11 protein-coding genes are annotated in these 11,429 nt (G+C 76.6%); 10 read left to right on the top strand and 1 reads right to left on the bottom strand.

Annotated elements, in window-relative coordinates:
- Positions 1-381: 381 nt before the first annotated feature.
- The 10 genes from LQ51_RS04975 (at position 382) to LQ51_RS04930 (ending at position 10,497) form a co-directional block, all read left to right on the top strand.
- Complete coding sequence (locus LQ51_RS04975) at positions 382-1,146, top strand: CIS tube protein (RefSeq protein WP_046563468.1); 765 nt, start codon at positions 382-384, stop codon at positions 1,144-1,146.
- Positions 1,147-1,332: 186 nt separating this feature from the next.
- Positions 1,333-2,904, top strand: a complete 1,572-nt coding sequence (locus tag LQ51_RS04970) for a phage baseplate assembly protein V (protein ID WP_046563467.1) — start codon at positions 1,333-1,335, stop codon at positions 2,902-2,904.
- Entirely contained in the window at positions 2,904-3,242 is a 339-nt protein-coding gene (locus tag LQ51_RS04965; protein WP_046563466.1) for a hypothetical protein, read from the top strand. The genes LQ51_RS04970 and LQ51_RS04965 overlap by 1 nt, the downstream gene beginning before the upstream one ends.
- Positions 3,239-3,682: a GPW/gp25 family protein gene (locus tag LQ51_RS04960; RefSeq protein WP_046563465.1), complete on the top strand. Its 444-nt coding sequence runs from the start codon at positions 3,239-3,241 to the stop codon at positions 3,680-3,682. The genes LQ51_RS04965 and LQ51_RS04960 overlap by 4 nt, the downstream gene beginning before the upstream one ends.
- Positions 3,679-6,438 (top strand): putative baseplate assembly protein, encoded by a 2,760-nt coding sequence (locus tag LQ51_RS04955; protein ID WP_046563464.1) that lies wholly within the window; start codon positions 3,679-3,681, stop codon positions 6,436-6,438. The genes LQ51_RS04960 and LQ51_RS04955 overlap by 4 nt, the downstream gene beginning before the upstream one ends.
- Positions 6,419-7,126: a phage tail protein gene (locus LQ51_RS04950; protein ID WP_046563463.1), complete on the top strand. Its 708-nt coding sequence runs from the start codon at positions 6,419-6,421 to the stop codon at positions 7,124-7,126. The genes LQ51_RS04955 and LQ51_RS04950 overlap by 20 nt, the downstream gene beginning before the upstream one ends.
- Before the next feature lie 10 nt (positions 7,127-7,136).
- The gene (locus LQ51_RS04945; RefSeq protein WP_046563462.1) at positions 7,137-8,060 is read left to right on the top strand and encodes a carbohydrate-binding protein; all 924 of its coding nucleotides are present in this window, start codon (positions 7,137-7,139) and stop codon (positions 8,058-8,060) included.
- Positions 8,061-8,139: 79 nt separating this feature from the next.
- Positions 8,140-8,616, top strand: coding sequence for a hypothetical protein (locus LQ51_RS04940; protein ID WP_046563461.1), 477 nt, complete (start codon positions 8,140-8,142; stop codon positions 8,614-8,616).
- Positions 8,617-8,634: 18 nt separating this feature from the next.
- Positions 8,635-9,405: a hypothetical protein gene (locus tag LQ51_RS04935; protein ID WP_046563460.1), complete on the top strand. Its 771-nt coding sequence runs from the start codon at positions 8,635-8,637 to the stop codon at positions 9,403-9,405.
- Positions 9,406-9,489: 84 nt separating this feature from the next.
- The gene (locus LQ51_RS04930) at positions 9,490-10,497 is read left to right on the top strand and encodes a LacI family DNA-binding transcriptional regulator (RefSeq protein ID WP_046563470.1); all 1,008 of its coding nucleotides are present in this window, start codon (positions 9,490-9,492) and stop codon (positions 10,495-10,497) included.
- A 54-nt stretch (positions 10,498-10,551) separates the two neighbouring features.
- Here the strand turns inward: LQ51_RS04930 and LQ51_RS04925 are convergent.
- Positions 10,552-11,429: DUF6807 domain-containing protein (locus tag LQ51_RS04925; protein ID WP_052744753.1), on the bottom strand; the 878-nt coding region annotated here is incomplete at its 5' end.

Below are 11,429 nucleotides of genomic sequence, written 5' to 3'. Positions count from 1 at the left end.
CGCCCCGCACCCGCTCAGCGCGTACGACGTCCCGCACCCGGTCGGCGGCGGGCACGTGGGTGGCGGGACGGCGGCCGGTCTCTGGGTGCATCTGTTGTCGCCAGGACAGCAACAGATGCACCCGCAGCCGGGGACGGCGGGTGGCCACGGTCCGGGGGACGCGCGCCGGGGTGGCGCGGCGACCGGACCGTGGCCGGCGCTGCCGGAGGAGGACGGTGACCGACCGGCTCGTCCGCCGACGGCGCGGCCGGCCGTACCCGGGACAGCCGGGTGGGACCCGTGGCCGGCGCTGCCCCACGACCGCGAGCTGTGGGTGCCTGCGGCAAGCGCCGCGGACGCCGCGCACCTGCGCCGGCTCGACCGGGAACAGGCGGGTGACTGATGGAACGCGTCGCCTTCCTCGTGGACGAGTCCGGCACCCGGGTGGACTGCCTGCTCAACCCGGAGACCGTGCAGGTCACCCGGCTGGCCGGGGTACGCCCACGGGGCGCGCCGGACGGCCGGCTCACCGGGGCCGGGCTGGCCGACGACCCGCTGGTCTTCACCGGTGGCGGGCGCACCGAACTGGTGCTGGACCTGCTCTTCGACATCGACTTCGTGGAGTCCCAGGTACGCCCCGAGGACGTCCGCGCGCTCACCCGTCCGCTGTGGATGCTGGCGGAGAACTCCACCGCCGAGCACGGCTGGCTGCGGCCACCACTGGTACGGCTGGTCTGGGGCAAGACCTGGAACGTGCCGGGCGTCATCGTGGCGATCGCTGAACGCTTCGACGCGTTCACCCTCACCGGCACGCCCCGCCGCTCCTGGCTGCGGCTGAAGCTGGTCCGGATGGCGGAGAACGCGGAGGCCGCCCAGGCGGGCTTCGAGGAGGAGCTGGCCACGGCGAGCACCCCGACCGTGCCGACCGGGTCCGCGGTGGTGGCCGCCGCCGACGGCGCGGCGGAGCCGGGCTGGTCCGGGGTGCGCTTCGACCTGCTCGCCCACGACGCGCTCGGCTCGCCGCTGCGCTGGCGGCTGCTCGCCGAACACAACCGGATCAGCGACCCGCTGACCGTGCCGGCCGGTACCGCCCTCGCGGTGCCGCCGCTCACCGCCACCGGCGCGCCGCAGACGCCGGCCACCGCCGGGACGGGAGGCGCGCGGTGATCCGGGCCGCCGCCGTCACCGTCGGCCGGCACCCCCAACCGGACGGACGCCGCGCCGTGATCCGGGCCGCCGCAGGAACGGGGGGCGCGCCGTGATCCGGGCCGCCGCCGTCACCGTCGGCCGGCACCCCCAACCGGACGGACGCCGCGCCGTGATCCGGGCCGCCGCAGGAGCGGGGAGCGCGCCGTGATCCGGGCCGCCGCCGTCAGCATCGACGGCACCCCGCTCGCCGACGGCCGCCGGCTGCGCGGGATCCGGGTCGCCGCCCGGCTCGACCGGCCGACCCAGTGCGAACTCACCCTCGGCAGCGCGCCCGGCGCCGCCGCCCTCGACCCGCCGGTACGCCCCGGTGCCGCCCTCGACGTCCGCCTGGACGGCCAGCCGGACGCCCTGTTCAGCGGGGAGGTCACCGGCGTCGAGGTGGAGTACGCCGGGGACGGCGCGGCGCTGCTGCGGGTGCGGGCGTACGACCCGCTGCACCGGCTGCGCAAGCGGCAGCAGCTGCGGGTGTTCGAGTCGGTGACCGCCGCCGAGCTGGCCGCCGAACTCTGCGCCGACGTCGGGCTCACCGTCGACGCCGACACCGACGGGCCGCGGCTGGACCGGCTGCTCCAGCACCGACACACCGACCTGGAGCTGCTGCGCGAGGTCACCGGCCGGGCCGGCCTGCACCTGGCGGTGGACGGTGACCGGCTGCGCCTGCTGACCCTCGACGGGTACGGCGAGCCGGTCCCGTTGACCCTCGGCGCGACCGTGCACCTGCTGCGGATCGCGGAGAACCTGGACCGGGCCGGCGGCGAGGCCGTGGCGCTGGGCTGGCACCCGCAGCGCGCCGAACCGCTGCGCCAGCACGCCGACGAGGCCCGCTCCGGCCGGCGGGTCCCGTTGCGCCCCGACCCGGGCGAGGTCGGGGCGGACGGCGTGCGTACTGCGGTGGACCAGCCCGGGCGCAGCGACGACGAGCTGGCCGCCCTCGCCCAGGCCGGGCTGGACGCGCGGGTGGCCGCGCTGGTCACCGCCGAGGGCACCGCCGAGGGCGATCCGACGCTGCGCCCCGGCCGGCGGATCGCCCTGGCCGGCGTCCCCGAACCGGTCGCCGGGGTGTACGTGCTGACCGAGGTGGTGCACACCGTCGACGCGAACGGCCACCTGACCCGTTTCTCGACGGTCCCGCCGGAGCCGCCGCCGCCCGCCGCGCCCGCCCCGGCCACGGTCACCCTCGGCACGGTGACCGACGTCGACGATCCCGACCGGCTCGGCCGGGCCCGGGTGACGCTGCCCGCGTACGGGGACCTGGACGCGGGCTGGCTGGCCGTGGTCTGTCCGGGGGCGGGCCGGGGCCGGGGCATCGTGGCGCTGCCCGACCCCGAGGACACCGTGCTGGTGGCGTTGCCCGGCGGCGAGCCGGCTGCCGGGGTGGTGCTCGGCTCGCTCTTCGGGGCGATCGAGCCGTACGACGCGGGCATCGTCGCCGGCCGGTCCCGGCGCTGGTCGATGCGGACCGGCACCGGCCAGTCGATCGTCATCGACGACGACGGGCGCACCCTGCGGATGGCCACCGACGAGGGCAGCTTCGTCGAGCTGCGCCCGGGGCTGACCACCGTGCACGCGGCCGGCGACCTGGTGCTCTCCGCGCCGGGCCGGGCCATGGTGGTGCGCGCCCGCACCGTCGACTTCCAGCACGCCCCGGCGGCGGAGGACGCCACCACCGCCGCCAACCAGGCCCGCACCCTCGCCCGCGCCCTCGGAGGTGGCTGATGCGCTGGATACACCGCGATTCGCTGATCACCTGTGACCATGACGGCCGGGTGGCCAACCGCCCGTCGCAGCAGTGGCTGACCGTGCAGGGCGTGCCGGTGCTGGTGGAGGCCGACCCGGAGGGGCGGGACATCACCGCCTGCCCGAACTACGGTCCGACGATCAAGCCGTGCGCCACGACGCTGCGGGTCACCGTCGGCTACAGCTCCTGGCTGCGGGTGGACGGGCACCGGGTGGTGCTGTCGAACCTGGACGGCCTGACCGACGGCACCCCGCCGGGCCTGGTCCACCACACCGTCCGCGACCCGCGGCAGACCTTCCTGGGGGCGGACGGATGAGGGCGTTCCGCTTCGTCGGCGCCGGCTTCGACGCCGGTCGCGCCGGTGGCCTGGGCTTGACCGCCGCCGGCGGGCTGGCCATGACCGACGGCGACGAGACCGTACGCCAGGCGTTGTACCTGCTGCTGTCAACCACGCCCGGGGAGCGGCTGATGCGGCCCGGGTACGGCTCCCGGCTGCACCGGCTGGTCTTCGCCCCCAACGACGACACCACGGCCGGCCTGGCCATCCACTACGTCCGGCAGGCCGTCCGGCGGTGGGAGCCCCGGGTCGAGGTGATCGACGTGGACGCCGGGCCCGACCCGGACGACCCGTGGCGGCTGGTGATCCGGCTGGACTACCGGGTGCGGGCCAGCCTCTCCCCCGGCCAGCTGGTCTTCTCCGTCGACCTGCTGCCCGCCGACGATCCCGGCGTACCCGCCGAGGAGGGAACGTCATGACGCTGCCCGTGCCGCACCTCGACGACCGCGCCTTCCTCGACCTGGTCACCGAGGCGCGGGAACGGATCCGCCGGTCCTGCCCGGACTGGACGGACCTCTCCGCGCACGATCCCGGCATGGCGCTGCTGGAGGCGTTCGCGTACCTCACCGAAGTGATGATCTACCGGCTGAACCAGTTGCCGGAGAAGGCGTACGTGGCGTTTTTGAACCTGCTCGGGGTGACCCGGCATCCGCCGAGCGCCGCCTGGGCGGACGTCCGGTTCAGCCGGACCGGGCCCGACCGGGGCGCGGTCCGCATCCCGGCCGGCACCCGGGTCGCCGCCGCCCGTGGCGCCGACCCCCGGCCGGTCGTCTTCGTGACCACCGAGCCGGCCCTGCTGCCCGCCGGGGAGACCGAGGTGACGGTACGCCTGCACCACTGCGAGGTGGTCGAGGCGGAACTGCTCGGCACCGGCACCGGGCAGGCCGGCCAGATGTTCCGGGCGGCCCGGCCGCCGCTGGCCCGGACCGCGGAGCCACTGGACCTGTTGCTCGGCGTGGAGGTGCCGGCCGGCTCGGTGGAGCTGGGCGTGGCGGCCCGCGAGCACGACGGGCGCACGTACGAGATCTGGCGGCCGGTGGACAGCTTCGCCGGCCTGGGCCCGCAGGCGAAGGTCTACCTGGTGGACCGGGCGTCCGGGGTGGTCACCTTCGCGCCCGCGCTGGACCTGCGCCCGCCGGCCGGGCCGGGCGGGGACAGCCGAGGACCGGGGGCCGAAAGCCGAGGGCCGGGCGGGGACAGCCGAGGACCGGGGCCGGGCGACGAGGGGACGCCCGGGCCCGGGGCGGCGCCCGCCGGGTCTCCCGGGGCCGCCGGCGGCGAGGCGGGGCGGGCGGCGGTGGCCGGGGTGACCACGGTGGCGGCGGTGCCGCCGGCCGGTCGGCAGGTGCGGCTCTGGTACCGGTGCGGGGGCGGCCCGGCCGGGAACGTCGCGGCGGGCACCCTGACCAGCCTGCGCGACCCGCTGCCCGGCCTGCGGGTGGAGAATCCGGAGCCGGCCGGTGGGGGGCGGGACCTGGAGTCGCTGGAGTCGGCGCTGGCCCGCGGGCCGTACGAGTTCTTCGCCCAGCAGCGGGCCGTGACCGCCCGGGACTACGAGATCCTGGCCGCCGGCTCCGGCGCGGTGGCCCGGGCCCGGGCGTTCACCCGGGCGGCCGTGTACAGCTTCGCCCGCCCGGGCGAGGTCGAGGTGGTGCTGGTGCCGTACGTGCCGGAGCAGGCCCGCCCCGGCGGCCGGCTGCCGGTCGAGGTGCTGCGCGAGCACGAGGTCGAGGAGGCCCGCGGCGGGGTGGCGGCCGACCTGGAACGGCGCCGCGCGCTGGGCACCGCGGTCCGGGCCGGCTGGGCCCGCTACAAGGCGGTCTCCATCCGGGCCCGGGTGGTGGTGCGCCGGGAGGAGGACGTGGACGCGGTACGCCGGCGCATCCACGACCGGTTGCACCAGACGCTGAGTCCGCTGCCCACCCCACTCAACCCGACCGGCTGGGCCTTCGGCGAGCCGCTGCGCGCCTCCAACGTGTACCGGATGCTGGAGCACGCCGAGCCGGGCGTGCGCTATGTCGAGTCGGTCCGGTTCGTCGTCGACGAGGCGCCCGACGCGCAGGTCCGCGCCCTCGCCGTCGACCAGTACCAGCCGGGCACCTGGTACGCCGGGCGGGGCCCGGTGCTGTTCCGCTCCACCAACGCCGGAGCCGGCTGGGAGCCGGCCGGGCGGTTCGACGGGGAGAGCGTGGTGCGGGTGGTGCCCGCCCCGGCCCCGGTCCGGCCGGGCATCGTGCCCCGGGCCGGCTCGGTGGCGGTGGTGACCGCGCGCGACTCGGGCGGCTCCCGGGTGCATCTGAGCACCGACCTGGGCGAGACGTGGACGCCGCTGACCGGGCTGGACTCCGGGGTGCGGGACCTGGCGTGGATCGACCGGGACGGCGCCGGGGCGCTGCTGCTGGCCACCGACGCCGGGCTGTACGAGGTTTCGCTGCTGCCCGGCGCGGTGCCGTTGCAGATCCTGGTCGATCCGGCCGACGCCGACCGCGGCTTCTACGCGGTCGGGTCGTTCGTCTCCGAGCGCGGCGCGCCCGGGGTGGCGGTCGCGGCGCAGGCCGGGTTCGGCGTCTACCTGTCCACCGCGGCCGGCCGCCCCGGCACCTTCACCCATGTGGGCCTGGCCAACGTGGACAACCGGGTGCTCGCCGTCCAGTACGACGGGCCGGCCACCCTGCTGTGGAGCGGCGCCGGGGAGCCGGACCCGCGCAAGCCCGGGCAGGGTTGCCACCGGACCCGGCTGTTCGAGTCGGACGTCAAGTGGCAGGCCGTGCAGGCCGGCTGGATCGGCGGCACCTGCCGGGAGCTCGCCTTCAGCGGCAGCCTCGCACTGGCCGCCACGCAGAGCGGCGGCGTGGTCCGGTTGGACACCCTCGCCGCCCAGCCCCAGTGGCAGCCGGTGATGGTCAACTGCGGGCTGCCGCTGCGGGACCGGACCCGGTTCGTTCCGGTCGACGCGATCGCGGCGACCGTGCCGTCCGCCGGCGTAGGTGGCACCGCCCGGCTGATCCTCGCCGGCGGTGAGCGCGGCGTGTACCGCAGCGCCGACGCGGTCGACTGGGCGGCCAGCGCCAACCAGGCCACCGCCGACGTGGTCACCGTCCCCGGCACCTGGCTGCTCTGCTCCGGCGAGCACGACATCGAGGTGGTGCGGCAGGATGCGACGAGCGGCGATTGAGCGGCTGCTGCCCCCGGCCTACCAGCGGGCCGCCGGCCCGGGCAGCGTGCTGGGCGCGCTGCTGGACGTGATGGAGGCGCTGCACGCCCCGGACGAGGCGGTGCTCGCCGACGTCGATTCACTCTTCGCGCCCTACCGGACGCCGGACGGGTTCGTGGCGTACCTGACCCGGTGGGTGGCGATGGACCACGTGGTGGCCGCGCCGCGCGCCGACGCGCCACCGCCGCTGCCGCTGGGTCGGCTGCGGGACCTGGTCGCGCACGGCGCGTTGCTGGCCCGCTGGCGAGGCACCCCGTACGGGATGCGCACCGCGCTGGAGCTGGCCACCGGGGTGACCGGCTTCGGGCTGGACGAGCCGGCCGACCGGCCGTTCCACGTGGTGGTGCGGGTGCCGCCGGCCGCCGCCGGCCAGCTCGCCGTGATCACCCGGATCGTCGAGGCGGAGAAGCCCGCCGCGGTCACCGTCGAGATCGTCACCGGCCCGGCCCCGGACCCCGCCGACCCGCAAACCACCGGCCCGGACACCGCCGACCCGGACCCCGCCGACCCGGACCCCGCCGGCCCGGATCCCGCCAACCCGCAAACCACCGGCCCGGACACCGCCGGGGCGGAGGCCATCGGGGTGGCGGGGGTCCGCGCGGTCGGCCGGGCCCAGGTGTCCTCCCCTGTCCTGCCCGATCAGCCGTAGAGGAGTCGTCATGACCACCGAGTGGGCGGTCGTCGCCGCCGCCGAGCAGTTCACCCTGGACGCCCGCAACAACGGGGAGCTGACCTTCACCGTCTCCAACCCGGGGGCGGCGCCGGACACCGTGGTCTTCGACGTCGCCCCCGGCGAGGGCAGCCAGCGCGGCTGGTTCACGGTGGCCGAGCCGCAACGGGTGGTGCCCGGACAAGGTTCGGTGTCCTTCCTGGTCCGGCTCGCCGTGCCGGCCGGCACCCCGCCCCGGCGCTACGACATGACGGGCTTCGCGTACTCGGCGAACACCGCGCCCGAGGAGAGCTCCCGGTCCAGCGGCCGGGTGACCTACGACGTGCGGGCGGCCGCGCCACCCCGGCGTACGCCGTGGCCGTGGATCGCGGCCGCGGCCGCGCTGGTGCTGGTGGTGGCCGGGGTGGTGGGCTTCCTGGTGACCCGCGACGGAGGCGACCCGCCGCCGCCCCCGCGGGCCCGGGAGCTGACCCTGGAGGCGGAGGGCCTGGTGGGCGAGGCCACGGTGCAGTCCCGCGGCCCGGTCGCGGCGACCGTGGTGGCGCAGCCAAACTGCTGCCAGGTGACCTGGTCCGGAAACGCCCAGCTGTTCTTCCAGGGCCGCTCGGTCGGCGACCGGGTGACGGTCCCGGTCGACCTGCCCGCCGCGGGGACCTGGCGGCTGTCGGCGTCGCGCACCACGTCGTTCGACTACGCCAACACCATCTTCCTGGTGGACGGCCGGCAGGTCGGCGACACCTTCCTCGGTTTCACCCCGACCGTGGTGAGGACCGACATCGTCGACGTGGGCACGGTCCGGCTGGCCGAGGGCCCGCACACGCTCACCCTGGTCGTGGTGAGCAAGACGCAGGGCACCGACCGGTACTTCGCCGGCATCGACCAGATCCGCTTCACCCAGCTGCTGGCGCCATGAGCGGGCTGAGCGGGCTGAGCGACCGGAGCGGGCGGCCCGGCGCGCCGGGACCGCGCCGCGTCACCGACCAGGCGGCGGCATGAGCGGCCGGCAGAAGCTGCTGCTCGCCGCCCTCGCGGCGCTGCTGGTGGTGCTCTACCTGGTGGCGGTCGGCGGCGGCCGGCACGACCGGGGCGATCCGGCCGCCCGGCCCGGCTGGCTGAGCCGGCTCGGTGGCGAGCGGAGCGCGGTCGACCCGGCCACGGTCACGGTGGACTGCGCGCCGCCCGCGCCGGCGCCCACCGCGACCGCGGCGGGCACCGTCGTCGGCTTCACCACCGGCTGCGTGCTGCGGGTCGCCGATCCCGGCGGGCTGCACACGCTGGTGCTGCGCAGCGGGGCGCGGTTCGTGGTGAGCGCCCCGGCGCCGGGGGACGCGGACGTCACCGTGCGCGACGAGGTGACGCCGGGCGACGACGGTACGGCGGTGGCGAAGGTGGCCGTCGACAAGGCCACCGAGGTGGTCCTGGGTTGTCCGGGAGGTGGCGGGTGCACGGTCACCGTCGCCCGGTCCTGACCGGCGGGGAGGTACGTCATGGGTGAGCTGCGCAAACCGTTCCTGTTGCTGGCGCTGCTCGCGGTCGCCCTGGTGGTGGGGCTGGAACTGGGCGCCGCGCTGCTCACCGGCGGCGGGGACGCCGGCGCCGCGCTGCGCGAGAGCGCCGGCCGGCTCGACGTGGAACTCGGTGACGTCGGCGGGGTCACCGAGCCGTCCGGTCGGGGCACCGGCTACCTGGCCCTCATCGACGTGGTGGCGCTCTGGACCACCGGGCTGTTCTGTCTGAGCCTGGTGCTGCCGGAGCGGGTGCAGGGCCGGGTGCAGGGGGTGGCCACCCTGGTCTTCTCGATCGTGCTGCTGATCGTCTCCTTCGTCCTGCTGATCGTGGCGTTCGTCGAGTTGACCGTGCTGGTCTCGCTGTTCCTGGCGGCGCCGTTCGGCACCCTGGCGTACCTCGCGGTGTGGGGGTTCTTCCCGGTCGGCGAGGCGGCCGCCCTGCTCGGCCTGGTGCTGCTGCTCAAGCTGGTCTGGGCCGGCCTGCTGCTGCTCGCCCAGCCCCGTTTCCTGCAGAACAGGGGCCTGGTGCTGCTGGCGCTGACCACCCTGCTCTGCACGGTGGTGCTGGAGTTCCTGCACCGGCTGGTGCCGGGAATCCTGGTCAGCATCACCGACGACCTCGGCGCGCTGGTCTTCGCGGTGGTCGCGATCGTCTGGGCGCTGGTGCTGCTGATCGGTTCGATCCCGGCCATCGTGAAGGCCGTCCGCACGACGGCGACCACCTCCCGGCCGACCGCCTCGACCCGGTGAGGCGGCCCGGGCCGGCCGATCAGGCAACGGCTTTCCCCCCGCTGCTGCGGTAGCCTCTCGCCACGGGTGAGCGAGGGGGGTGGCATGGCGACGCTGGCCGACGTCGCCCGCCGGGCGGGCGTCTCCCCCGCGACCGCGTCGCGGGTCATCAGCGGCAGCAGCAAACCGGTCGCGGACGAGCTGCGCGAGCGGGTGCTGCGGGCCGTCGCCGAGCTGCGGTACGTGCCGAATGCACACGCCCAACTGCTGGCCCGGCCGCAGCGCAGCGTGGTCGGCGTGGTGGTGCACGACGTCTCCGACCCGTACTTCGCCGAGCTGACCCGAGGGCTGCAACGGGTCGCCACCGAACGGGGGCGGCTCGTCATCATCTGCAACAGCTACCGGGACCCGGAGCGGGAGGTGGAGTACGTCGACCTGCTCCGCGCCCAGCAGGTGGCCGCGATCGTGCTGGCCGGCTCCGGCTATCACGACCCGGCCGTCAACGCGGTGCTCGACGAGCGGCTGGGCGCGTACGCGGCGGCCGGCGGGCGGGTGGCCGTGGTGGGCCGGCACCAGCACCGGGGCGACGCCGTGCTGCCGGCCAACGCCGAGGGCGCCCGGCTGATCGGCGGCGAGCTGCGCCGGCTCGGCCACCGGGCGATCGCCGTGATCGCCGGCCCGGCGACGCTCACCACCACCACCGACCGGCTGGCCGGCCTCCACGAGGGACTGGCCGGGCGGCTGCCGGCGGAGCACGTCCGGTACGCGGACTTCACCCGCGACGGCGGGGCGCGGGCCATGGCCGAGCTGCTGGACGCCGTGCCGGGGTTGACGGCGGTGGTGGCGCTGAACGACTCGATGGCGGTGGGCGCCCTGGGCGTGCTGCGCGGACGCGGGCTGCGGGTGCCGGCGGACGTCTCCGTGGTCGGCTTCGACGACATGCCGGTCGCCGCCGACGTGTCCCCCGCGCTGACCACGGTCCGGCTGCCCCTGGCCGAGCTGGGCGCGCGGGCGATGACCCTGGCCCTCGAGGCGGCCGACGGCAGCGACCGGGTGGAGACCCTCCCCGCCGAACTGGTCCACCGGGACAGCCTCGCTCCCCCGCCGACCTGACCCGCCGCCGGAACGGTCTCCCCTCGGCCTGCGCCGGCCCGGCCACCCCGGCGGTCAGTCCCGGGTCGGGTCGGCGAGCCGGCCCGCGACGGCCGCCCGGTCCAGGTGGCCGTCGGCGACCAGCACCCGGTGCCGGCCGCGCCGGGGGGTGCCGGCACGGACCACCGCGGGCCGGTCGAAGGCGTACGCGACGCAGACCCCCGGATACAGGGCGGTCCGCACGAACCACCGGTCGCCGGGCCCCAGACCGGTGAAGACCAGGGTGTACGCCCCGCCCCCCGGCCCGGTGCCGGTGAGCGCCAGCCAGGACGCGGTCGAGCCGTTGACCGCCTCCTCCCCGGTGGCGTCGGCGGTGAACACCCGGGCCTCGTCGGCGGTGGCCGCCCGCCAGAAGAAGCCGCCGTAGCCGGCCCCGCCGGGGCGGCCGTTGGTGGCCGGGCTGCCCAGGTGCACGTCGCGGCCGGTGGCGGCGGTGAGCGTGGTGGACAGGTCCAGCCACCAGGCGTCGGCGCCGGCCGGGACGGCGGTGAGCCGGCGCCGCTCGCGCAGCAGCGTGCGGCCGGTGCGGTCGCGCCAGTCGAGGTCGTGCGCCAGCCGGTCGGCGGCCCGCTCCCGCCAGCCGGTGTGCGCGATGACGCCGTGGTCGTCCCGCCAGGTGTAGCCGGTGCCGCGCACGTAGGTGCGCCCGCCCCAGAGGTTGACCCCGTCGACGTCCTGCACGGCGAGGGAGGCACCGAGGTGCCAGACGTGGTCGGCGGGGAGCGCGTCGGTGACCGGGGTGCCGGCGCGGGTACGCACCGGGTGCAGGTAGGGCCGCGGTCCGTGCTCGGGCGCGAGGTCGGGCCGGACGACGTAGCGGGCCACCTCGACGCCGGCCACGACCAGCCGGGGATCGGTGTCACCGGCGGCGGGGCCGGGGCGGTCGGCACCAC

It is taken from the genome of Micromonospora sp. HK10 (assembly GCF_000982955.1).
In the GTDB taxonomy this organism is placed as follows: Bacteria; Actinomycetota; Actinomycetes; order Mycobacteriales; family Micromonosporaceae; genus Micromonospora.
This window is presented reverse-complemented; position numbering and strand designations above follow the sequence as displayed.

What these genes read in the sequence shown, in the direction of transcription:
- LQ51_RS04975 (WP_046563468.1), top strand. Translation starts at nt 382, where the DNA reads ATGGAACGCGTCGCCTTCCTCGTGGACGAGTCCGGCACCCGGGTGGAC.
- LQ51_RS04965 (WP_046563466.1), top strand. Translation starts at nt 2,904, where the DNA reads ATGCGCTGGATACACCGCGATTCGCTGATCACCTGTGACCATGACGGC.
- LQ51_RS04960 (WP_046563465.1), top strand. Translation starts at nt 3,239, where the DNA reads ATGAGGGCGTTCCGCTTCGTCGGCGCCGGCTTCGACGCCGGTCGCGCC.
- LQ51_RS04955 (WP_046563464.1), top strand. Translation starts at nt 3,679, where the DNA reads ATGACGCTGCCCGTGCCGCACCTCGACGACCGCGCCTTCCTCGACCTG.
- LQ51_RS04950 (WP_046563463.1), top strand. Translation starts at nt 6,419, where the DNA reads ATGCGACGAGCGGCGATTGAGCGGCTGCTGCCCCCGGCCTACCAGCGG.
- LQ51_RS04945 (WP_046563462.1), top strand. Translation starts at nt 7,137, where the DNA reads ATGACCACCGAGTGGGCGGTCGTCGCCGCCGCCGAGCAGTTCACCCTG.
- LQ51_RS04940 (WP_046563461.1), top strand. Translation starts at nt 8,140, where the DNA reads ATGAGCGGCCGGCAGAAGCTGCTGCTCGCCGCCCTCGCGGCGCTGCTG.
- LQ51_RS04935 (WP_046563460.1), top strand. Translation starts at nt 8,635, where the DNA reads ATGGGTGAGCTGCGCAAACCGTTCCTGTTGCTGGCGCTGCTCGCGGTC.
- LQ51_RS04930 (WP_046563470.1), top strand. Translation starts at nt 9,490, where the DNA reads ATGGCGACGCTGGCCGACGTCGCCCGCCGGGCGGGCGTCTCCCCCGCG.